The sequence below is a fragment of the Amycolatopsis solani genome, assembly GCF_033441515.1.
GTDB lineage: Bacteria > Actinomycetota > Actinomycetes > Mycobacteriales > Pseudonocardiaceae > Amycolatopsis > Amycolatopsis solani.
Map to the genome: position 1 here is coordinate 2,611,644 of NZ_JAWQJT010000001.1, position 21,815 is coordinate 2,633,458.

Genomic DNA, 21,815 nt, shown 5'->3' on the forward strand with positions numbered 1-21,815 from the left:
CCGGCTCGCAAAGTCGAAGCCGGTGTGAGCTTGCCGGGCACTACCGGATCCGGAACCGGTCCCGGTACTCGCCCGGCGTGGTGGTCAACCGGCGGCGGAACGACCGCGTCAACGTCGACACCGTGCCGAAACCGCAGGTGGTGGCGACGCGGGAGAGCGTGTCGTCGGTGGTCTCCAGGCGCTGCCGGGCCGCCTCGACCCGCGCGTGCTCGACGTACGCGGCGGGCGTCAGGCCCAGCTCGGCCTTGAACACGCGCGTGAGCTGCCGGTCGGTGAGGTGGGCGTGGGCGGCCAGGTCGGCGACCGTCAGCGGCTCGGCGAGGTGGGTGGCGATGTGGTGGCGCAGCTCCTCGACCCGCCGGGTCGCCGACGCCGGTTCGAGGGACACACTGAACTGGCTCTGCCCGCCCGGGCGCCGGAGGAACATGACGAGCTGGCGAGCGACGCGGGCCGCCGGCTCCGGGCCGAAGTCGTCCTCCACCAGCGCGAGGGCGAGGTCGAGGCAGGCGGTCAGGCCGGCACCGGTCCACACGGCGCCGTCGCGGATGAAGATCGGGTCGGCGTCGACCGCGATCCCCGGGTGCTCCTCGGCGAGCTGCCGGGCGGTGGACCAGTGCGTGGTGGCGCGCTTGCCGTCGAGCAGCCCGGCCGCGGCGAGCACGTGCGCCCCGACGCAGACGGACGCCACCCGCCGCGCGTGCCCGGCCAGCTCGCGGACCGCCTCGACCACGGCGGGGTCGCACTCGGCGACGATCTCCCGGTTCGCCCCGACGGTCACCGCCCCCGGCACGACCAGGGTGTCGATCGCCCGGCCGGCCAGCTCCCCGAAGGTGACGTCCGGCAGCACGCGCACGCCGGCCGACGTCGTCACGGCGTCCGGCGCCCCGGCCGCGAGGACGACCCGGTAACCGGATGGGCGGTCCAGTTCGCGGTGCAGCAGCGAGAAAACCTCGGCGGGACCGGTCACGTCGAGCAGGTCGGCCCCGTCGAACAGGACCACGACGATCAGCCGTTCCACCACGCTCGCTCCGATGTCGGTTTCTGCGTCTTGCATGTCATTGCCGACACGCCCCACCGACCTTAGCGTCGGTGGGGCCGACGAAAGGAAATGAAATGCCGAGGACGACGCTGCGGGAGCTGAACGGGCTCGACCGGACCCCCGCCGCACTGGCCGGGTCGACGCTGATCCTGGTCGACTACCAGAACACGTACACGAAGGGCGTGATGGAACTGGACGGCTGGCGGCCCGCGCTGACCGCCGCCAAGGACCTGCTCGCCCGGGCCAGAGCCGCGGGCGCGCCGGTGATCCACGTCGTCCACGACGGCGGCGCGGGCAGCGCGTACGACGTGCGCGCCGACATCGGTGCCATCCACCCGGACGTCGCCCCGATCGAGGGCGAACCGGTGGTCGTCAAGGCGGCGCCGAACGCGTTCGTCGGCACCGACCTGGGTGAGCGGGTCGACGCGGCGGGGAACGAGAGCGTGGTGGTGGCGGGCTTCATGACCAACATGTGCGTCACGTTCACCGCGGAGGGAGCGTTCCTGCGCGGCAACACCCCGACGGTGGTCGCGGAGACGTGCGCAACGCGGCCGCTGGCCACGGCGGTCGCGGAGGTGGGTTCGGAGCAGCTGCACCACAGCGCGCTGGCGACGATCGCGGACCTGTACGGGGTGGTCGTGCCGGCGGTGGCCGACCTGCGGTAGCCGTGCGGGCGGGCGGTGGGGTGGCCGGCTGCGGTCGTGGGATGGCCGCGCGGCCGTCCGGACCCGGTGTGGTGGCCGGCCGCGGTCGTGGGGTAGCCGGTGCCCGTCGCGCGGGCGCGGTGCTTGCCGCCCGCGCCGGCCGGGCACGGCGAGTTCGGTTGCGGCGGGCCGCAGGCCGGCCAGGGTCGAGTGCGGGTTGCGGGGTTGCGGGTCTCGGCCGTGCGCGAGGCAGGCGCGGTGGTGGCCGGGCCGAGCCTCGCGCGCCGGGCCGGGCTCGCGCCGGTCCGTCGTGGCCCCCCGCAAGGCCGACCGATGGCGCGCGGCGGCCGCCCGGACCCGGTGTGCGACCGCCCGGTGACTGGCAGGATCGAACCCCGTGGCGAACGAACTCGAGCGCGTGCTGCGGACCAGGACGATCCTCCTGTGGGGCGCCGGCCTCCTGGTGCTCGCCGCGCTGGCGGCGACGCTGCTGCTCACCCTGCTGGGCGGCGGCCGCCCGGAGGACTCCGCCCGGCTCGACGCGCTCAAGACCGCCGCCAACATCGTCGTCGGGACCGGGGGTGCCGCCGCGCTGCTGCTCGCCGCGCGGCGGCAGCGGTCCGCCGAGCTCGACCTGGTGCAGAAGGACCACGACGCCACCGAGCGGCGGGTCACCGAGATCTACGGCAAGGCCGCCGACCAGCTCGGCAGCGACAAGGCGCCCGTCCGGCTCGCCGGGCTCTACTCGCTCGAACGGCTCGCCGGCGGGTACGCCGAGCACCGGCAGACGATCGTCAACGTGCTCTGCGCCTACCTGCGGATGCCCTACGAGCCCGGCGACGACACCCTCGAGGAGCTGCAGGTCCGCAAGACCGCGCAGCGCATCCTCCTGCTGCACCTGCGGCCCGGCAAGCCCGAGGCGCCGAACGGGGACTTCTGGCCGGACATCGACCTCGACTTCTCCGGGGCGACGCTCGTCGGGCTGACGCTCACGCACTGCTCGATCCGGTCGATCGTCTGCTACGGCACGACGTTCCTCGAACTGACGTCGCTGCGCGGCACCGAATTCCGCACGAAAGCGGACTTCAACAAGGCCGAATTCAAGGACCGCGCCGATTTGCGCGGCACCGTTTTCGGCGGTGACCGCGATTCTTTCAACGGCACCGTTTTCGCTGGTCCGGCCGATTTCGGCAGCAAGTCCGCCGCGCGGCTCGCGGGGGCGATCGCGCAACGGGGATTTCCCCGTACCTGGCCACCGGGCTGGGAAGAACGGCCGATCGTCGACCGGCCGGGCTGGGTGGAATTGACACGAAAGGCTGATCCGGGGCAACCGGAAGGCCGTTAGGATCGTGTGCTCAGTGAAGTCGCCGTTCCACGACACGGGAGGTGAACCGGCGATGATCACCACCTGGGCCGCCTGCAGGGCGTCCCTGATCCTGCGGATGGACTGCCGCGTGCCGAGCGGCGCCGGGCGGACCCTCCGGGACGGGATGACGGCTCAGCGTGCGGCGGCCCCCGGGCCGGAACCGGCGTGGACGAGCGGCTTGGTGGCCGCCTGAGGAGTCCTCGCCGGGCGGCTCGGCCTCGCCACCGCTGCCCGGCATCGCCGACGCGCACCCGGAGGCCCCCCGGACCCCCGATCGCGCGTGAGGTGGACAAGGCCACCAGTCCGCCATCTAGGCTGGCCCCGTGGAGTATGCAGAGCACATCGCCGACCTCGTGGGCAACACCCCGCTGGTCAAGCTGAACTCGTTGACCAAGGGGCTCAAGCCGCTCGTGCTGGCCAAGGTCGAGTACCTGAACCCGGGTGGCTCGGTCAAGGACCGCATCGCGCTGCGCATGATCGAAGCCGCCGAAGCCTCCGGCGAACTGCGCCCGGGCGGCACGATCGTGGAGCCGACGTCCGGCAACACCGGCGTCGGCCTCGCCATGGTCGCGCAGCGCAAGGGCTACCGGTGCGTGTTCGTCTGCCCGGACAAGGTCAGCGAAGACAAGCGCAACGTGCTCAAGGCGTACGGGGCCCGCGTCGTGGTGTGCCCGACGGCGGTCGCGCCCGAGCACCCGGACTCCTACTACAACGTCTCCGACCGCCTGGTCCGCGAGATCGACGGCGCCTGGAAGCCCAACCAGTACGCCAACGCGCAGAACCCGGAGAGCCACTACCTCTCCACCGGCCCGGAGCTGTGGAAGCAGACCGACGGGAAGATCACGCACTTCGTCGCGGGCGTCGGCACCGGCGGCACGATCTCCGGCACCGGCAAGTACCTCAAGGAGGTCAGCGACGGCCGGGTGCAGGTGGTCGGCGCCGACCCGGAGGGCTCGGTCTACTCCGGCGGCAGCGGCCGGCCGTACCTCGTCGAGGGCGTCGGCGAGGACTTCTGGCCGGACACCTACGACCGGAACATCGCCGACGAGATCATCCCGGTCTCCGACGCCGACTCGTTCCAGGTCACCCGGCGGCTCGCGCTGGAAGAGGGCCTGCTGGTCGGCGGCTCGTGCGGGATGGCCGTCGCCGCCGCGCTGAAGCTCGCCGAGCGGCTCACCGAGGACGACGTCGTGGTCGTGCTGCTGCCCGACGGCGGCCGCGGCTACCTGACGAAGGTCTTCAACGACACCTGGATGTCCTCCTACGGCTTCCTCCCGCCCGACTCCTCCGGCGCGACGGTCGCCGACGTCCTCACGAAGAAGAGCGGCTCGCTGCCGAACCTGGTGCACTCGCACCCGAACGAGACGGTCGCCGAGGCCATCGCGATCCTGGCCGAGTTCGGCGTCAGCCAGATGCCCGTGGTCAGCGCGGAGCCGCCGGTGATGGCCGCCGAGGTCGTCGGCGCGGTCAACGAGCGCGACCTGCTCGACGCGTTGTTCACCGGAAAGGCGCAACTGGCCGACCGGCTCGACCGGCACATGTCGCCGCCGTTGCCGACGATCGGCGGCGGCGAGCAGGTGAGCTCGGCGATGACCGCGCTGGAGAGCGCGGACGGCGCCCTCGTGCTGATCGACGGCAAGCCCGCGGGCGTGGTCACCCGGCACGACCTGCTGGGGTTCCTGGCCGGGCGGTGACCAGCCCCTTAAAAGTGTCTTGATCGGCGGACCCGGCAGGGGCGTTACGAGCGCCCTGCCGGGTGATCCGATAGCGTGGTCGCGAGTAGAACACTTTCGCGTCCTCGTCAAGGGGGTTCAAGACCCACATGAGTGCACCGCAGCCACCGAACCAGCCGTGGGGTGGCAACCAGCCACCTCAGGGCCCGCCGAGTGGCCCCCACCCGCAGCAGGACCCGTTCGGCAGCCCGGAGCCGACCCAGGTCGTCCAGCCCGCCCAGCCCCAGGGCGGTTCCCCGTTCGGGGAGACGCCGGAGCCGACCCAGGTCGTCCAGCCGTCCCAGCCGGGTGACGGCGGGGCGGGCGCGACCCAGGCGATGCCGCCGGTGGACGCGAACGCGACGCAGTGGGTGAACCCGGCCGCCGGCGGCGACGCCCCGGTCGCGGACTCCACGCAGCTGGTGCCCCCGGGCTCCCAGCCGCCGGCGATCCCGTACACCCCGCCGCCGAGCGCGGCCGACAACCCGGCCGCGGCGTTCGGCCAGCACCAGGGCGGCTTCGGTCAGCCGGAGCAGCAGGGCGGCTTCGGCCAGCCCGGTCAGCCGGGCGGGTTCGGGCAGCAGCCGGGTGGCTTCGGCCAGCCGGGTCAGCCCCCGCAGGGCTTCGGCGCCCCCGGGTTCGGGCAGCAGCCCGGCTTCGGCGGCCCGCCGCAGCAGCCGTTCGGGGCCGCGCCCGCGTCGGGCGGCAACGGCCTGTACGGCTACATCGCCGGCGGCGTCGTCGCGGTGCTGGGCCTCATCGCGCTGATCATCTCCTTCGGGTACATGAGCGACGCGAGCGACTACTCGAAGCTCTTCGACAGCGCGCCGAGCCAGGAAGCGATCAAGGACGTCCTCGACCGGCTGGGCATCATCGGTCCGGGCACCGTCTGGTTCTACGTGATCATGATCCTGGTGGGCTCGCTGCTCGCCCTCGCCGGCGGTGTCGGCCTCGCGCTGGCGGGCAAGCTGGGCGGCATCAAGAAGTTCGTGCCGATCGTGGTCGTCGCGGGCGGTGCGCTGCTCACGGTGTTCGCGCTGCTGCTCAAGATCGGGATGACGCCGAAGGCCGAGGCGCTCGCGCAGGTTTCCGCGTCCGCCAAGGACACCTTCGGTCTCGGGCTGCCGCCGCTGATCCTCGGCGTCCTCGTCCTCATCGTGGGCGTGCTCGGCCTGGTCCCGGCGACCGCGCAGTTCGTCGGCCTCGGCGGCGGCGGCGGTGCCGCGCCGGCCGGGCCGCAGGGCTTCGGCGGTCCGCCCCAGGGCTTCGGCGGCCCGCAGCAGCCCGGCGGCTTCGGCCAGCCGGGTCAGCCGGGCCAGCCGCCGCAGGGCTTCGGCCAGCCCCCGCAGGGTTACGGCCCGCCCCCGGGCTACGGCCAGCCGGGCGGCCCCAACCCGTCCAGCGGCGGGTTCCCGCAGCCGTCGAGCGGTGGCTTCCCGCAGCCGGGCCAGCCGCCGCAGCAGCAGGGCGGGTACGGCCAGCCGCAGCAGCCGTACGGCTACCCGCAGCAGCCGGGTCAGCCGCCGCAGGGTTACGGCCAGCCGCCGGGCCAGCAGGGCCCGCCGAGCGGCGGGTTCGGCCAGCCCGGCCAGCCGCCGCAGCAGTGGTGAACTGAGCGCCTTCCGTGCCCCGGAGCCCATTCGGCTCCGGGGCACGCTGCGTTTACCGCCTATCAACAATTGTCCGAACAGGACTAAAGGACATCGTGTGATCGCGTGACATGATTTCTGCCGCTACCGCACAATAATGATCTTGGGTTCCGCCGTCCGGCCGAATTCCGTTCCGATCCCGGACTACTCCCGCCATTCCGGTCTATGGTGAGCGCCGACGTACTGAGCTTGCCTGATGGGGGAGTTGTGACCGGCTTTCCGGTAGCGCGTTCGCATTCGTATTCATCGACTCGGCCATCCGGAGTAACGGCGGTGCTCGCCAGTTTGCTCGGCATTCCGGCCGCGGTCGCCGCGGGATACGTACCGGTCAAGATCTTTCTCGACATGCCCGCCGAATTCAGCCTCGGCGCACTCCCGGGTCTGGTGCTCGTGGACTTCGCCGGTTACCTCGTCGCCGGGCTCGTCCTCCTCCTCGGCTCGCTGGCCACGCTGTTCCGCGCGACGGCGGGCGCGGTCCTGCTCGGCGTCGGCGCGCTGCTGGCCATCGGGGCGCTGCTGATGGAGCCGGTGTCGATGGGCGTCCCGCTCGCCCGCTTCGCCGACGCGATGTTCACCCGCGGCGGGCTGGCCATGCTCGACCGGGTCGGCCTCGCCACGCTTTCGGTGCTCGTGCTGGTACTGGCCTTCCTGCCGCCGACGTTCCGCTACCTGCGCTACCGCGCCGCACTGCCGGCGCTCGCCGGTCCGGGCGCGTACCCGACTTCGTCGCGGACTTGGTGAGTCCCGCCTCGCCTGCCCTGCGGCCCCGACGAGCCCCAATGTGGCCTTCGGTGCGTGAGACGCACCCAAGGCGGCCTTCGGTGCGTCAGACGCAACCAAGGTCGCCTTGGGGCGCAGTGAACCGGCGCCCCCCGGATGGTCACGTACGGTAACCAGTCGTATCCTCGGCTCCCGTACCCGCCCCACCAGCAGGGCGGCCGACTCCCGGACCGGTGCCGCTTGACCACCTCCACCGAAGGCCGCACCGCACTCGCCGCGGCGGCACTCGCCCTGCTCGGCGGCCTGGTCTACGCCGCGGGCCTCGTCCTCGACGTCGTCACGCTGGCCCGCTTCCCGGCCGACGCGGGCCGCATCGGCGTGCACGCGGCGGTCGACGGCGTCCTCGCGTCGGTCCTGCTGTCCGGCGGTGTCCTGCTCCTGCGCCGCCACCCGGCGGGCCGCATCGCCTGCGTGGCCGGCAGCTCGGCCGCGCTGCTCGCGACGCTGACATCACTGGTGCTGGCGGCCACCGGCCTCGCCGTCGTCGACCTCGGCGGACCCGGCGATCTGGCCGCGGGCGGGCTTGCCGCGCTCGCGCTGGTGCTGCCGCCGTCGGCTGTCACGCTGGCGCTGGCGGCCTCTCGGCCGGCCGCCCGCTGGGTCGGCGTGGCGCCCGCCTGATCTCCGGCCGTGCGGAGTTGTGCGCGCCGGTGTCGATCTCGGCGGCCCGGGTGACTTGGCCGGGGATGGGCTGGCCGCGCTCGCGCCGTCGGCTGTCGCACTCGCGCTGGCGGCCTCCCGGCCGGCCGGCCGCTGGGTCGGCGTGGCGCCCGCCTGATCTCCGGCCGTGCGGAGTTGTGCGCGCCGGTGTCGATCTCGCCTGGCCCGGTGACCTGCAGCGGGACCGGACCCACACGTCCGGCTGAGACCCATCCCACCTGACGGGAATGTTCCTGCCAAGCCTTACGCTGAACAGATGGTGGACGACTACTCCGAACTGGGCTTCGAGACCCGCGCGATTCACGCGGGGCAGAAACCCGACCCCCGCACCGGCGCGGTGATCGTGCCGATCTACCAGACCTCCACCTACGCCCAGGACGGCGTGGGCGGGACCCGCGAGGGCGACTACGAGTACTCGCGCACCGCGAACCCGACCCGTACGGCGCTGGAAGAGGCGCTGGCCTCGCTGGAAGGCGGCCGGCACGCGCTGGCCTTCGCGTCCGGCATGGCCGCGTCCGACGTGGTGCTGCGCAGTACCCTGCGCCCCGGTGACCACCTCGTGCTCGGCAACGACGCCTACGGTGGCACGTTCCGCCTGATCGACAAGGTGCTCAGCCTCTGGGGCGTCGAGCACACCGTCGCGAACCTGGCCGACCTCGACGAGGTGCGCGCGGCGATCCGTCCCGAGACGAAGCTGATCTGGTGCGAGTCGCCGACCAACCCGATGCTCGGCATCGCCGACATCGCGGGGCTGGCCGGGGTGGCGCACGACGCCGGCGCCCGCCTGGTCGTCGACAACACCTTCGCGACGCCGTACTTGCAGAACCCGCTGGCGCTGGGCGCGGACATCGTCCTGCACTCGACGACCAAGTACCTCGGCGGGCACTCCGACGTCGTCGGCGGCGCGATCATCACGAACGAGGACGAGCTGCGCGAGCAGTTCTTCTTCCTCCGCAACTCCGCGGGCGCGGTGCCCGGCCCGTTCGACGCCTGGCTGACGCTGCGCGGCATCAAGACGCTGGCCCTGCGCATGGAGCGCCACAGCGACAACGCCGAGCGCATCGTGCAGGCGCTGGTCAACCACCCGAAGGTGGCGAAGGTCTACTACCCGGGCCTGCCGGAGCACCCGGGCCACGAGGTCGCGGCGAAGCAGATGCGCCGTTTCGGCGGCATGGTCTCGTTCAGCCACGCGGACGGCGAGCAGGCGGCCCTCGAGGTCGCTTCGCGCACGAAGCTCTTCATCCTCGCGGAGTCGCTCGGCGGCATCGAGTCGCTGATCGAGCACCCGGGCAAGATGACGCACGCGAGCACGGCGGGCTCGACCTTGCAGGTCCCGGCCGACCTGCTGCGCCTGTCGGTGGGCATCGAAGACGGCCGCGACCTGGTCGCCGACCTGCTGGCGGCGCTGGACTGAGTCAGTCCAGCTCTTCGGCCAGCCCGACGACGATCCCCTCGGGACCGCGGACGTAGCACAGCCGGAAGATGCCCCCGTACGGCTCGATCTCACCCACGAGTTCGGCGCCGTGCGGGCGCAGGCGCTCCAGGACGTCGTCGAGGTTCTCGTCGAGCGCGAACATGATCCGCCGGTAACCGAGCGTGTTCGACGGTGCGACCTTCGGCTCCGGCACGACCGCCTTCGGCTGGTGGAACTGCGCCAGTTCGATGCCGCCCTGGCCGTCCGGCATGCGCAGCATGGCGATGTCCTGCTTGACGTCCTCGAGCCCGATCACGCGCTCCGCGAAGCGCCCTTCGAGCGGGCCCTTGCCTTCGAGCCGCATGCCCAGTTCGACGAAGAACGCGATGACGGCGTCCAGGTCTTCGACGACGATGAGGACGTTGTCCATCCGCTTGAGCGCCAACGGGGATTCCTCAGGGGTTGTAGTTGCCGTGCACCACGCCGCCGGCCTTCGGGGTGCCCGCGGCCGGCAGCTTCGAGCCGTCCACGCAGCCGCCGACCAGCTCGACGTGGCTGTCGTGGCGGATGTACTGGGCCGGCGAGCCGCAGGAGGCGCTGTCCACCGTGATGTACGCGGCTCCGGTGAGCGCCGCGGCCGAGGCCAGCCCGATCACGAGCGGGACCAGCCCGGCGGACCGGGTGGTGCGAGCCCGTCGAGCGTCGTTCCCCGGTGCCATGAGTTGCTCCCTGTTTACCGCGTGTTGACGCGTCCCAGGGTACCCGGCTCGCGGTGGGGTCAACCTGTGGATCTCCTGAGTGGCATAGTCCGGCCCATGGAACTCGTCACCCTCGAGCGCATCCAGGCCGCCCGGGAACTCCTAAAAGGAGTAACCCGGGTGACGCCGATGGAGCACGCACGTGACCTGCGCAAGCTCCACGGCGGTCCGGTCAACCTGAAGTGTGAAAACCTGCAGCGCACCGGGTCGTTCAAGATCCGCGGCGCCTACACGCGCATCGCCGGCCTGACCCCGGCCGAGCGCGAGCGGGGCGTCGTCGCGGCCAGTGCCGGCAACCACGCGCAGGGCGTCGCGCTGGCCTCGTCGCTGCTCGGCGCCAAGTCCACCGTTTTCATGCCGCTGCGGGCCCCGCTGCCGAAGCTGGCCGCGACCCGCGGTTACGGCGCCGACGTCCACCTCCACGGCGCGCTCCTGGAGGAGACGCTGCGGGCGGCCATCGAGTTCGGCGAGCGGACCGGCGCGGTCTTCATCCACCCGTTCGACCACCCGGACGTCATCGCCGGCCAGGGCACGGTCGGCCTCGAGATCCTGGAGCAGGTGCCGGGCGTCAAGACCGTCCTGGTCGCCACCGGCGGCGGCGGGCTGGTCGGCGGGGTCGCCTCGGCGGTCAAGGCGCTGCGCCCGGACGTGCGCGTGGTCGGTGTCCAGGCCGAGGACGCCGCCGCGTACCCGCCGTCGCTGGCCGCGGGCGCGCCGGTGCGGCTGGGCCAGACCTCGACCATGGCCGACGGGATCGCGGTCGGCGAGCCGGGCCTGGTCAGCTTCGCGCACGTCGAGTCGCTGGTCGACGACGTCGTGACGGTCTCCGAGCAGTTCCTGTCCCGCGCGGTGCTGCTCTGCCTGGAGCGGCGGAAGCTGGTGGTCGAGCCGGCCGGCGCGGCGCCCGTGGCGGCGCTGCTGCAGCACGTCGGCGCCTTCGAGCCGCCGGTCGTGGCCATCCTGTCCGGCGGCAACGTCGACCCGGTCCTGCTCCTGCAGATCATCCAGCACGGCATGACCGCGGGCGGCCGCTACCTGCGGCTCCGGCTGCGCGTCCCGGACCGGCCGGGTTCCCTGGTCGGCGTGCTGTCGTGCGTCAGCGAGCTCGGCGCGAACGTGCTCGACGTCGAGCACTCGCGCATCTCCGGCACCCTCGACCTCGGCGAGGCGGACGTCGAACTGGCGCTGGAGACCCGTGGGCCCGAGCACTGCAAAGACGTCGAACGCGCGCTGACCGACGCGGGTTACACGGTGGTCTGAGGCTGTTCGCCGGTGATGGCCGCGAGCGCGAGGTCCTTCGCGGGCTCCGGCACCTCCGCCGGCGCGGTGAAGCGCCGGGCCCGGATGTGGGCGACCAGCTCCGGGTCCGGCGGCACGCCGTGTTCACGCAAGTAGTACGCGACCGCGCCGGGCCACGCCCAGGCGCCGTCGGTGCGGAAGTTCATCGGCACCGCGTCCGCGCGGTCGGGCGCGAAGGCGTCCGGGCCGTTGCTGCGGGAAGCCAGGATCACCGGCGCCGCGTCGAGGTAGGCGAGCACCCGCTCGATCTCGGCGGGCAGCAGCGGCTGGCGCCGGATGAGCGGGCGCCCGTCGGCGTCGAGGCCGTCGTAGATGCGCGGGGTGCGCACCTCACCGCCACCGGCCGGCGGCGTGAGGCCCGCGCCCTCCCGCAGCCAGCCCGGGATGTGCTCGTCCGCGCGGGGGAAGAACCGCAGCTCGTCCTGGAACCCGATCGGCGGCGGCTGCTGCCGGAACGGCGGTTCGAGGTCGGGCCGCACGAAGTCGACGTCGGGCGGCTGCCCGGGTGCGAACACGAGGATGGCGCCCAGCCAGGTGCCGAGGCCCGGCCGGTACATGCCCGACCGCAGCACGCCGAGCAGCCGCACGGCCTCCGGCGGCGGCTGGGCCACGCGGGGCCGCCCGTCCGGGCCGGTCACCAGCAGATCGGCCTCGACGTGCCGTCCCGCGGCGCGGTACTCGACCCGCAGCTGCCGCCACCCCGGCGGGATCGGCGCGGTGAGCGCCGCGCCGATCTGCCGGACGAGCTCCTGCTGCTGGTCCGGGCGCAACGGCCCCGGTGGCTGGGTCATGGTCAGGCTCCTTCGGCGCCTTGGCGCAGCCAGTCCGGCGTGCGCCGCTCCGAGCGCGGGTAGCGGCGAAGTTCCTCGGCGAACGCCTCGGCCGGCGGCCGCTGCCGGAAGTCCGGCTCTTCGGTCGCGTTGAACTGCGCCTTGACCGCGTCGGGGTACTTCATTTCGTACTTCAGGCTCACCCAGGTCCCGCGGCCGTCCGACAACGAGGCGGCGCGGTGCCGGCGGAGCAGGTCGAGCACCTGCTCCGGCGGGGTCCACGGGTAGACGGTGCCGGTGAGCGAGTGGACGACCGCGCCGGACTCCTCGTGGTCGCCGACCGCGCGGAACCGCAGCTGGAGGTAGTCCCAGCCCGCGGGGAGCGTGAACTTGAGGTAGTCGGCGACGCCCTTCAGCAGCGCGTTGGGCTCGTCGGGAATCCGCTTCCCGCCGGTTTCCCCTTTGATCCCTTCCCGGTACCAGGCCGGGATCCACTCGTCGTCGCGGGGGAACGCCTCGAAGTCCTGGTCCCACACCGCGGTCTCGATCGGTGGGTCCCACAGCGGGTCCAGGTCGAAGTTGTAGGAGACGCGGTAGTCGCCGTCCGGCTCGACGACCAGCCGCAGCGACAGCCAGGTGCCGCGGCCGGGCATGTACTTCTTGTTCCGCAGCTCGTGCAGCAGCGGACTGACATCGGGCGGCGGCTCCACCCGCGCGGCGGCGCCGTCCGGCATCACGACGGCCAGCGCGATCTCCTCGACCGCCACGGTCAGCCGCGCGGTCATGTCGATCCGCAGCCACCCCTCGGGAGCGGCGTCCATCAGCCAGCCACCGATCCAGCGGACCACCTGGTCCTCGTCCGCCTCCCGGAGGTCAGGTCCGGGTGGGGGGTACCACGGGGGCTGGGTTCGCGACATTCGGGAAGCTCCTGTAGTTGTACGTGCGGGTGCCGTCGGGGTGGATTCTCTCGGACATCACGTGCAGCCGGTCGGGTGTTTCCCCGGTCGACGGCGCGTCGGCGTAGACGCGCACCGGGCCGTGGTCCCCGCCGTGGCGTTCGAAGGTCTGGCGGTCGATCTCCATCCGCCGCCAGTTGTCCGGGTCCGCGCTCACGCTGTGGTTCTGGTAGTAGTCCTGCGGCACCATGCCGAGGCGCCCCTGCAGCCCGCCCGAGCGGTGGTCGGCGGTGTGCCCGCCGCGGTTGACGGTGCTGGTGGCGTCGTCGGCCTGGCCGATCTTGCCGACCCGGTCCTGGACGTCGGTGTTGACCCGCTTGGTCGCCGGGCTGGTGTAGTCGGGCTCCCACGAGACGGCGGCGTTCCCGTGCTCGTCGGCGTGGTAGTGCATGTCGCCGATTTCGTACTTGGCGCCGCGCACCGGCACACCCTCGGGCCGGCCCCCGTGCTGGTCGTGCATCGTGTGCTTGTCACCCGTCTCCGGGTTGATCATGCCGCGTTCGTTGTCGTGCCACGTCTTGATGTGCGTGAACTCCGGCGGGTTGTCGCCGCTGGTGTAGAAGGTGCCGTGCCACTGTTCGGTGCCGTCGGGCGCCGTCGTGTAGATCTCGTACCGGCTGTTCGGCTTGAGGTCTTCCGGTGGTGTGGCGCCGAACGGGCCGTCGCCGTTGTGGCTGGGGTCGTAGCCGGTGATCCGGCGTTCGACGGGCGGCGGCGTCATCGGCGGGTCGAAGTGGTCGATGTCCAGCTCGGGCCGTCCGTCCACGTCGGTGTGGAACTCGAAGTGGCCTTCGCCGGTGTTGACGCGGTAGTCGACGTCGCCGAGCAGGTGCGAGGTGTCGGGGTTCCCGACCTCGACGCTGCTGTTCCCCACCCGGGTGTTCGGCACGTCGGCGTCGACGTGCGTGATCCGCGGCGGGGTTTCGCCGTTCGTGTAGACGCGCGTGAACCGCCCGTCGGGGTCGGTGACCTCGTAGCGCGTGTTCGGCTCGAGGTGCCGCGGGTTCGCCGGGTCGAAGAACCGCTCGTTCCGCCCGAGCGTGACGTCTTCGTGGCGCTTGAACTCGGGCTCGTGCCAGCCCTCGTCGAGGTCGTGCATGTCCGGGTGGTCCTTGCCCCGCGCGAGCGCGCTGTCGGCGTCGACGTCGTGCGCGTCCCCGTGGTGGCTGTCCGGCGCGAACCCGTCGTCCCCGGCGCGGTGGGTGGTGCCGTCGGGGTGGTGGGTGTTCCATTCGCCGTCGGGCGGGATGCGGGGTCGCATGCGGCCGTCGGGGCCGATTTCGTAGTCGGAGGAGAAGACGCGGCCGTGGGAGTCGGTCCAGGCGGGGCGGGTGGGGGCGAGGACTTCGGTGTCGAGTTCGCGGGAGAGGCGGTGGGCGAAGTCGTTGGAGGAGGCGTCGCAGCCGATGAGCCGGATTGGGCGGCCGTCGTAGTCGGTGTTGCGGCGGAGGATGTCGGCGAATTGTTCGGGGGTGTAGTGGTGGTTGCCGATGCGGGCGTGTCCGTCGGGGGTGACGTGGACGTCGACGGTGTAGCGGCCGTGGGGGTCGGGTTGGACGCGGTGGGGGAGGTCGCCCATGTCGGGGTCGCCGGCGTGGTAGGAGCTGCCGGAGGGGGTGTGTTCGGCGTGGCGGGTGTTGACTTCGTCGGGAGTGAGGGGGGTGTGGTCGCCGTCGGGACTGTGGTGGCCGTCGCCGTCGGGACTGTGGTGGCTGTTGGGGGTGTGGTGGCCGGTGCCGTCGGGGCCGTGGGTGCCGGGCGGGTTGGTGGGGCCGCCGTCCGGGCCGTGGGCGCCGGGGCGGTGGGCCGGGCTGCCGTCGGGGGTGCGCGTGCCGGGCCGGGCGCCGGGCGTGTCGGGCCCGAAACCGCGGGCGGCGGGTTCGGGGGTGCGCGGGGTGTCGCCAGCGCCGGTCCGCGGTCGTCCGGGCGCGTCGGGTTCGCCGACGCGGGGGCGACCGGGGGCGTCGGCGTCGCCGACGCGGGGACGACTGGGCGCGTTGGCGTCGCCGACACGGGGACGGCCTGGGGCGTCGACGTGGGCGCCGGGACTGCCGGGGGTGCCGGTCCAGCCCCCACCGCCGCCGCCGGTGCGGGGGGAGCCCCCGCCGAGGCCGCCGCCGGCCGGTGAGCCGCCGGGTGGCATGCCGCCGGCCATCGGTGCGCCGCCCTGGGGCGGGAGGGCGGAGCCGTCTCCGCCACGCGGGGAGGGCACGGTCCCGGGATCACCGGTGCGCGGAGCGGCGGGAGCGGTGCCGCTGGCGGAGGTGGTGCCATCGACGCGCGGAGGCGCGGCGCTGCTGGGCGTCTCGGTACCGGCGTGCGAGCCGGGTGCGGGCGAGGAGCCGGAGTGGGTGGGGGTGCCGCCGCCGTCGGCGTGCGAGCTGGGGGTGTCTGAACGGGCTGCGGGCGAGGATCCACTGTCGGCGTGCGGGCCGGGAGCGTCCGAGCGGGCTGCCGGTGAGGAGCCGGAGTGGGTGGGGGTGCCGCCGTCGGCGTGGCTCGGTGACCCGGCATGCGTGGGTGCCGGGCTGTCGGCCGCACGCGCTGAGGGGCCGGAGTTCCCGGCGTGGCTGGACGAGTTGTCACCCCCGCGAGTGGGGGAAGGACTGCTGTTTTCGGCGTGCGAGGGCGTGTTGTCGCCGGCATGGGTGGGTGAGGGGCTCGAGTCCCCGGTGTGCGAGGGCGTGTTGTCGCCCGCGTGGGTCGGCGAGGGAGAGCTGTCGCCGGCGCGGGAAGGCGTGCTGTCACCGCCGCGAGTGGGCGAGGGGCTGCTGTCGCCGGTGTGGGCGGGGGTGCTGTCGCTCCCTCGCGTCGACGACGGGCTGTCGTCCCCCGCGTGTGACGGCGAGCCGCCGCCGTCCCCGCTCGAGTCGCCCGCATGCGAAGGCGAGCTGTCTCCGCTCGAGCTCCGACGTGAGGAGTCCGGGTCCGAACTCGGCGAATCCCCGTCCGCACGACCGGAATCCGGCGAAGAACCGTCCCCGTCCGCATGACCGGGATCCGGCGAATCCCCGTCCCCACCATGGGCCCGGGCATGCACCCCACCCTCACCCTTGGGGATCTTGTGGACGAACCCGCCCTCCTTCACCTTCAACCCGTCCAGCCCGGAGACCTTGCCCAGCACCTTGCCGAACACCTTCGCGATCTTCTCGAAGACGTCGACCAGCTTCGACAGCAGCGGCGACACTTTCCGGATCGTGTCGGTGAGCTTCTTGAGCAGCTCCCCGATCTTCTTCCCCCACTTGGCGATCGCCGCCGACGCCTGCGCCACTACCACCGGGGTGCCGAAGCCGAGGGAAAAGACCTCCTCCATCACCCACGCGATCAGTTTCCCGACCAGGTCCGCGATCAGCTGCCGCACGGTCTCCCGCACGAACGACACGACCTGGCCCATGATCATCGTGACCGTGCTGATCGCCCCGGCCACCGTCGCCGCTCCCGAGAGCGCCTCGGAGTGTTCCGCGGCGAACTTGCGGTAGGCGTCCGCGCCGGCGCCCTGCCAGCCGGTGGTGCCGTTCTTGACGGCGTTGTCGAAGTCGGTCTTGCGTTCGCCCAGCGCTTTGGACACGTTGCCCCACGTGTCGGCGTAGGACTGGATCACCGGGGGGTTGCCGGCGATGGAGTCGAGCATGTCCTTGAGGGGCTGGATGTGTTCCATGAGGAACGAGGCGACCGAGGACATCAGGTAGCCGAAGGGGTCGATGGCGGCGCCGGCGATTTCTCCGGCGAGGGAGAGCATGCCGAGGCCGCCGGAGACCCAGTCGCCGTCTTTGATGCCGTTGAAGGCGTCCATGGAGGATTCGGCGATGCCGATGCCGCCGGCCCAGCCGTAGTCGCCGTTGCCGGCGGTGAACGCGCCGGGGCCGTCCGGGTCCTGCTTCGACTCCGCGACGAGCGGATTCCCCTCCGGCATCACGCGCCGCCGGTGGACGTGTTCAGGTCGTCGGCGACGCCGGTTTCGTACTTGTGGTACGCCGCGGCGGCTTCGCGGACCTTGCCGGACACCGCCGTCATTGCCGACACGGCGTCCTTCAACGCGTCGATCCCGTACTGCTCGACCGGGTCCAGCATCATCCGGAACGGCTGGCAGAGGATGCCGTACGCGTCCGTCGGCATGCTGACCTGGTTCGCCGCGTCGACGGCCTGCTGCAACCCGTCGCCGATGGCGTCGAGCTGGTGGGCGTGCGCGGTCAGGTCGGTGCTGAGTTCCACATCCGTCATCGGTTCCCCCTCAGGAAAGGATCGGTCCGCCGAAGTCGTCGTCATCGTCGTCCACCGGACGACGGCGCCGCGGTGGCTGCGGCGGCGCGGGCGGCGGCGGGGTGCGTGGCGGCGCCGGTGGCTGTTCTTCCTCCGGCAGGAACCGGCGGACGCGGTCGGGTTCCGGGAACGCGGGTTCGGGCTCCGGCGGCGGCTCCGGGAAGGTGCTCTGCGCCTCGCGCACGATCTCGGCCGCGGCTTGGTCGGCGGTGCCGGTGGTCTCCGCCATGGCCTGCTGCAGCAGCTCCGGGATCCGCGCCTGCGCGCGCTGAACCAGCTGCATCACCTGCGCCGACACCTCGGCCATCCGCTTGCCCGCCGCGGTTTCGGCGATGACGAGGTTCTTCAGCAGCCCGCGCGAATCGATCGTCACCGTGACGGTGCCGTCCTTCGACCGCTCGGTGACCGACTGGCCCTGCACACGATCGGCCAGCGCCTGGTACCGCGCGGCGTTCTCCTCGAGCCGCTTGGTCCAGTTGTCGATCATCGCGTCGCTGGCGTCGATGCTGTCCGGCATCCCGGCCCCTTCTCTCTGCTCCACCCCACTGACGGATCCGGGCCGCCCCCGGTTCCCCGAATACGCCAAAGGCCACCATAGGGGACCCGCGGGTTCCCGATGGTGGCCTTTCGCCGAGTTGTGTCAGAGGTTGCCGCGGCGCTCCTGCTCGCGCTCGATCGCCTCGAACAGGGCCTTGAAGTTGCCCTTGCCGAAGCCCAGCGAGCCGTGCCGCTCGATCAGCTCGTAGAAGACGGTCGGGCGGTCGCCGATCGGCTTCGTGAAGATCTGCAGCAGGTAGCCGTCCTCGTCGCGGTCGACCAGGATGCTGTGCTCCTTGAGCGTCTCGATCGACACGCGGACCTCGCCGATCCGGGCCCGCAGCTCCGGGTCCTCGTAGTACGAGGCCGGGGTGTCGAGGAACTCGACGCCGGCGGCGCGCATCGCGGTGACCGTCGCGATGATGTCGTTGGTGGCCAGCGCGATGTGCTGGCAGCCCGCGCCGCCGTAGAACTCGAGGTACTCGTCGATCTGCGACTTCTTCTTCGCGACGGCGGGCTCGTTCAGCGGGAACTTGACGCGGTGGTTGCCGTTCGAGACGACCTTGCTCATCAGCGCCGAGTACTCGGTCGCGATGTCGTCGCCGACGAACTCCGCCATGTTCACGAAGCCCATGACGCGGTGGTACCAGTCGACCCAGTAGTCCATCTTGCCGAGCTCGACGTTGCCGACGCAGTGGTCGACGGCCTGGAACAGCCGCTTCGGCGCGCCTTCGGGCCGCTTGATGCCGCTCTCGCGCGGCTCGTAGCCGGGCAGGTAGACGCCGGTGTAGCGCGACCGGTCGACCAGCGAGTGGCGGGTCTCGCCGTAGGTCGCGATCGCGGCTACGCGCACGGTGCCGTGCTCGTCGGAGACGTCGTGCGGCTCTTCGAGGATGGTCGCGCCCTGCGCGCGGGCGTGCTCGACGCACTTGTCGACGTCGGTGGTCTCGAGCGCCAGGTCGATGACGCCGTCGCCGTGCTTGCGGTGGTGGTCGAGCAGCGGCGAGTCCGGCTTCACGCCGCCGGTGATGACGAACCGGGCCGAGCCGGACTTGAGGACGTAGGACTTGCGCTCGAAGTCGCCGGTCTCGGGGCCCGAGTACGCGACGAGCTGCATCCCGAACGCGATCTGGTAGTACCAGGCCGTCTGGGTGGCGTTGCCGGCGATGAACACCACCGCGTCCATGGCCTTGACCGGGAACGGGTCGGTCGAGGCGTCGTGGTCCACGAGCCCGACGAGCTGACGCAGCTGGTCGTAGCTGACGTCGTCGAGCGCACCCTGGGGGTCGGCAGTCTGGGTCATACCCCGAAGGATCATCCCTTCGAGGCAAGATGCGCAATGGTCTCTATTTTTGCTGCACAATCTGCCTGGTGACCGTCCGGTATCGGCCGTCATCATGGACAATCTGTGCATGCCGGAGAACCTCGATGCGCTGGATGCGCGACTGCTGCTTCTGCTGACCGACTCGCCGCGGCTCGGCGTGCTGGAGTGCGCACGGCGGCTGGGGGTCGCGCGCGGCACGGTCCAGGCGCGCCTCGACCGCCTGACCGAGCGCGGCATCCTGGGCGGCTTCCCGCCGGAACTGGACCTGGCCGCGATGGGCTACGGCCTGACGGCGTTCGCGTGGCTGGAGATCGCCCAGGGCCGCCGCGCGGAGGTGACGGAGGCGCTGTCGGCGATCGACGAGGTCTGCGAGGTCCACGCGACGACGGGCCAGGGTGACCTGTTCGTCCGGATGGTGGCGCGGGGCAACGACGACCTGCAGCGGGTCATCGACGAGGTGGTCGGCGTGCCGGACGTGCTGCGGACGTCGACGTCGATCGCGCTCTCGACCCCGGTGCCGCCCCGGGTCCGCCCCCTGCTCGCGCGCACCGCCCGGTCGTGAGTGTTTAGTCGGGTTAGAACCCGACTAAACACTCACGAGACCCGCGCCGTGCCCGCCTCAGCGTCCGTCGATGACCTGGGCCAGGTAGCGCTTCGCCGAGCGCTGGACGACCTCGAACCCGTCGGTCCGCACGATCGCGTCCCACCAGGCGCCGTAGATCGCCTCGAACCGGTACCCCGCCAGCAGTTCCGCCGCCCGGCGCACGATGTGCGGGCGCTCCGGCACGAGGTTCGGGTAGCTGTACATGAACCCGACGTGCGTCCGGTCCGGGATCACCTGCACGATGTCGCCGGACAGCAGCGCGCCCTGCCCGTCCTCGCCGTCCGGCCAGTGCAGGACCGTGCCGCCGGTGAAGTGCACGCCCAGGTTGATCAGGCGCAGGTCGTCGGCCACGTCGAGGGTGGTGCCGGACCACAGCTTGACCGCCGGGTCGGGCCTGCCGATCCACTCCTGGTCGCCTTCGTGCAGGTAGATCGGGACGTCGAACGCGTGCGCCCACTCGACCATCGTCGTGTAGTAGTGCGGGTGGCTGATCGCGATGCCGGTGATCCCGCCCAGGTCGCGGACCTGCGCCACCAGCGCGTCGTCGAGGTACGCCGCGCAGTCCCAGAGGAAGTTGCCGGAGCGCGCCTGGACGAGCAGCGCGCGTTCGCCGATCGCGAAGCCGGGGTTCGAGCCGACGCCGACGATGCCGGGGCCCTGCTCTTCGATCCGCGGCGTGTACGTGCCGCTCTCGCGCAGCGAAGCCAGGTTCGTCCACTGCTGCCCGGACTGCGGGACGTACTGGCGCTCGTCCTCGCAGACCGGGCAGTCGTCACGGGCGGTGGCGTACTGCATGCCGCACGCTCGGCAGATCGGTTCGGTGCTCACGACTGTGTCCTCCCAGAATGTGGATCCTGGGAGGACAACCTAGCCGCGCTTACTTCGCGTCGGTGTAGGGAACCGCCTTGACGAGGGTGACCTTCTGCAGCTTGCCGTTGGGCAGCTCGTACTCGCGGGACTCGCCCTCCTTGGCGCCGAGCAGGGCCTTGCCCAGCGGCGACTCCGGGGAGTACACGTCGAGTTCGCCCTCGGCGCCTTCTTCGCGGGTGGCGAGGAGGAACTTCTCGTCCTCGTCGTCACCTTCGTAGCGGACGGTGAGGACCTTGCCGGGGCCGGCGGTGCCGTCGTTCGCGGGCGCTTCGCCGACCTTGGCCGAGCGCAGCAGCTCCTGCAGGTGCCGGATGCGCGCCTCGGCCTGGCCCTGTTCTTCACGGGCGGCGTGGTAGCCGCCGTTCTCCTTGAGGTCGCCCTCTTCGCGGCTGTCGTTGATGCGCGCGGCGATGACCGGCCGATTCTCGATCATTTCGTCGAGCTCGTGCTTGAGCCGGTCGTAGGCATCCTGGGTCAGCCAGGTCACCTTGGTGTCGCTCACGGTCACCATCTCCTCGTCGGGCCTGCCAGGCTTGCGTGTTCAAGCCGGCCCACACGGGCGTAGTTGCCCGCGTGGCTGAGATAAAGGAAAAACACGGCCCGTCGCGGGCCGTGCTGAGGGGTCAGACTATCACGGCGCGACAGGTCGACGCCCGTCAATTCCGCTGGCCCCGGGCGTTGGGCGCGCGGTTCACCCCGTTGGCCGCTATGGGGTTGACAGATAGCGTGGTATGTCGTACGAGCAGCCGAAGACGTCGGCGGTCACCGGTACCCCGATGCTCTTGATCGTCGTGCTCATCCTGCTGTACTTCGCGCCGGCGGGAACCAGGAGCTCCTTGCGGCCGCTCTCGGCGCCGGTCTTGTCGCGGGCGCGCACGATGCAGACGCCCGGCTTGCTGTTGTCGTCCCGCGTCACGTTGATGGTGATTTCCATCGCGTTGCCCGGTTTCGCGCTGAACGCGACGCGCTCGGCGTCGATCGGCGCGGCACCGAGGTTGACGTACGCGACCCAGGTGATCACGCCGCTGACCAGCAGGGCGATGGCCAGGAAGAGCCACCGGCGCCAGCGCCGGGACGGCTTCGCGCCGCGGCTGCCGTACCGGCCTTCGGGCAGCACGGGGGCTGCCGTTTTCGCCGGTCCGCTCGCCAACGCGGGGCCTCCTGCTCGTTCTT

General features: G+C 71.8%; 22 protein-coding genes. 10 read left to right on the top strand and 12 right to left on the bottom strand.

What is annotated here, in order from left to right; translation table 11 throughout:
• Positions 1 to 40: 40 nt before the first annotated feature.
• Positions 41 to 1,054 carry a GlxA family transcriptional regulator gene (locus tag SD460_RS12915; RefSeq protein WP_290058327.1) on the bottom strand — a complete coding sequence of 338 codons (1,014 nt, stop codon included), beginning with the start codon at positions 1,052 to 1,054 and terminating at the stop codon, positions 41 to 43.
• Between the two features lie 59 nt (positions 1,055 to 1,113).
• Between SD460_RS12915 and SD460_RS12920 the strand changes: the two genes are divergently transcribed.
• The 8 genes from SD460_RS12920 (at position 1,114) to SD460_RS12955 (ending at position 9,264) form a co-directional block, all read left to right on the top strand.
• On the top strand, positions 1,114 to 1,704 hold the full coding sequence (locus SD460_RS12920) for an isochorismatase family protein (RefSeq protein ID WP_290058326.1): 591 nt from the start codon (positions 1,114 to 1,116) through the stop codon (positions 1,702 to 1,704).
• 376 nt (positions 1,705 to 2,080) lie between these two features.
• On the top strand, positions 2,081 to 3,028 hold the full coding sequence (locus tag SD460_RS12925) for a pentapeptide repeat-containing protein (protein ID WP_290062633.1): 948 nt from the start codon (positions 2,081 to 2,083) through the stop codon (positions 3,026 to 3,028).
• Positions 3,029 to 3,080: 52 nt separating this feature from the next.
• Positions 3,081 to 3,242, top strand: coding sequence for a hypothetical protein (locus SD460_RS12930; RefSeq protein WP_290062632.1), 162 nt, complete (start codon positions 3,081 to 3,083; stop codon positions 3,240 to 3,242).
• Between the two features lie 130 nt (positions 3,243 to 3,372).
• Positions 3,373 to 4,743: a cystathionine beta-synthase gene (locus SD460_RS12935; protein ID WP_290062631.1), complete on the top strand. Its 1,371-nt coding sequence runs from the start codon at positions 3,373 to 3,375 to the stop codon at positions 4,741 to 4,743.
• A gap of 128 nt (positions 4,744 to 4,871) precedes the next feature.
• Positions 4,872 to 6,371: a hypothetical protein gene (locus SD460_RS12940; protein ID WP_290062630.1), complete on the top strand. Its 1,500-nt coding sequence runs from the start codon at positions 4,872 to 4,874 to the stop codon at positions 6,369 to 6,371.
• Between the two features lie 384 nt (positions 6,372 to 6,755).
• A complete protein-coding gene (locus tag SD460_RS12945) occupies positions 6,756 to 7,151 on the top strand; it encodes a hypothetical protein (RefSeq protein ID WP_318306187.1) in 396 nt (131 codons plus the stop codon).
• Positions 7,152 to 7,370: 219 nt separating this feature from the next.
• Positions 7,371 to 7,811 carry a hypothetical protein gene (locus tag SD460_RS12950; RefSeq protein ID WP_318306188.1) on the top strand — a complete coding sequence of 147 codons (441 nt, stop codon included), beginning with the start codon at positions 7,371 to 7,373 and terminating at the stop codon, positions 7,809 to 7,811.
• Between the two features lie 295 nt (positions 7,812 to 8,106).
• A complete protein-coding gene (locus tag SD460_RS12955; RefSeq protein ID WP_290057343.1) occupies positions 8,107 to 9,264 on the top strand; it encodes a cystathionine gamma-synthase in 1,158 nt (385 codons plus the stop codon).
• Between the two features lies 1 nt (position 9,265).
• Here the strand turns inward: SD460_RS12955 and SD460_RS12960 are convergent, their stop codons facing one another.
• Both SD460_RS12960 and SD460_RS12965 read right to left on the bottom strand, forming a co-directional pair.
• Complete coding sequence (locus SD460_RS12960) at positions 9,266 to 9,709, bottom strand: VOC family protein (protein WP_290057342.1); 444 nt, start codon at positions 9,707 to 9,709, stop codon at positions 9,266 to 9,268.
• A gap of 10 nt (positions 9,710 to 9,719) precedes the next feature.
• Positions 9,720 to 9,983, bottom strand: coding sequence for a hypothetical protein (locus tag SD460_RS12965; RefSeq protein ID WP_290057341.1), 264 nt, complete (start codon positions 9,981 to 9,983; stop codon positions 9,720 to 9,722).
• A gap of 96 nt (positions 9,984 to 10,079) precedes the next feature.
• Between SD460_RS12965 and ilvA the strand changes: the two genes are divergently transcribed.
• Complete coding sequence (gene ilvA, locus SD460_RS12970; protein ID WP_290057340.1) at positions 10,080 to 11,282, top strand: threonine ammonia-lyase; 1,203 nt, start codon at positions 10,080 to 10,082, stop codon at positions 11,280 to 11,282.
• Here the strand turns inward: ilvA and SD460_RS12975 are convergent.
• From SD460_RS12975 to hppD, 6 genes are all read right to left on the bottom strand, one after another.
• Positions 11,267 to 12,112 carry a ferredoxin gene (locus SD460_RS12975; RefSeq protein ID WP_318306189.1) on the bottom strand — a complete coding sequence of 282 codons (846 nt, stop codon included), beginning with the start codon at positions 12,110 to 12,112 and terminating at the stop codon, positions 11,267 to 11,269. The two genes, ilvA and SD460_RS12975, sit on opposite strands and share 16 nt — an antisense overlap.
• A 2-nt stretch (positions 12,113 to 12,114) precedes the next feature.
• Positions 12,115 to 12,939: a hypothetical protein gene (locus SD460_RS12980; protein ID WP_290057338.1), complete on the bottom strand. Its 825-nt coding sequence runs from the start codon at positions 12,937 to 12,939 to the stop codon at positions 12,115 to 12,117.
• Positions 12,940 to 12,964: 25 nt separating this feature from the next.
• A complete protein-coding gene (locus tag SD460_RS12985; protein ID WP_318306190.1) occupies positions 12,965 to 16,960 on the bottom strand; it encodes a DUF8616 domain-containing protein in 3,996 nt (1,331 codons plus the stop codon).
• Positions 16,960 to 17,268 (bottom strand): type VII secretion target, encoded by a 309-nt coding sequence (locus SD460_RS12990; protein WP_290061435.1) that lies wholly within the window; start codon positions 17,266 to 17,268, stop codon positions 16,960 to 16,962. Before SD460_RS12990 ends, SD460_RS12985 begins: the two co-directional genes overlap by 1 nt.
• Positions 17,269 to 17,278: 10 nt before the next feature.
• Positions 17,279 to 17,824 carry a YbaB/EbfC family nucleoid-associated protein gene (locus tag SD460_RS12995; RefSeq protein ID WP_318306191.1) on the bottom strand — a complete coding sequence of 182 codons (546 nt, stop codon included), beginning with the start codon at positions 17,822 to 17,824 and terminating at the stop codon, positions 17,279 to 17,281.
• A gap of 123 nt (positions 17,825 to 17,947) precedes the next feature.
• Entirely contained in the window at positions 17,948 to 19,147 is a 1,200-nt protein-coding gene (hppD, locus tag SD460_RS13000) for a 4-hydroxyphenylpyruvate dioxygenase (RefSeq protein WP_290061438.1), read from the bottom strand.
• Between the two features lie 109 nt (positions 19,148 to 19,256).
• On the opposite strand from hppD, the gene SD460_RS13005 reads away from it, so the two are divergent.
• Complete coding sequence (locus SD460_RS13005) at positions 19,257 to 19,730, top strand: Lrp/AsnC family transcriptional regulator (RefSeq protein ID WP_290061439.1); 474 nt, start codon at positions 19,257 to 19,259, stop codon at positions 19,728 to 19,730.
• A gap of 57 nt (positions 19,731 to 19,787) precedes the next feature.
• Here SD460_RS13005 and SD460_RS13010 read toward each other — a convergent pair whose 3' ends face one another.
• The 3 genes from SD460_RS13010 to SD460_RS13020 form a co-directional block, all read right to left on the bottom strand.
• Positions 19,788 to 20,600 carry an MBL fold metallo-hydrolase gene (locus SD460_RS13010; protein WP_290061442.1) on the bottom strand — a complete coding sequence of 271 codons (813 nt, stop codon included), beginning with the start codon at positions 20,598 to 20,600 and terminating at the stop codon, positions 19,788 to 19,790.
• 49 nt (positions 20,601 to 20,649) lie between these two features.
• Positions 20,650 to 21,153: a transcription elongation factor GreA gene (greA, locus tag SD460_RS13015; RefSeq protein WP_086857442.1), complete on the bottom strand. Its 504-nt coding sequence runs from the start codon at positions 21,151 to 21,153 to the stop codon at positions 20,650 to 20,652.
• A gap of 195 nt (positions 21,154 to 21,348) precedes the next feature.
• Positions 21,349 to 21,792: a DUF4307 domain-containing protein gene (locus tag SD460_RS13020; protein WP_290061443.1), complete on the bottom strand. Its 444-nt coding sequence runs from the start codon at positions 21,790 to 21,792 to the stop codon at positions 21,349 to 21,351.
• Positions 21,793 to 21,815 lie beyond the last annotated feature (23 nt).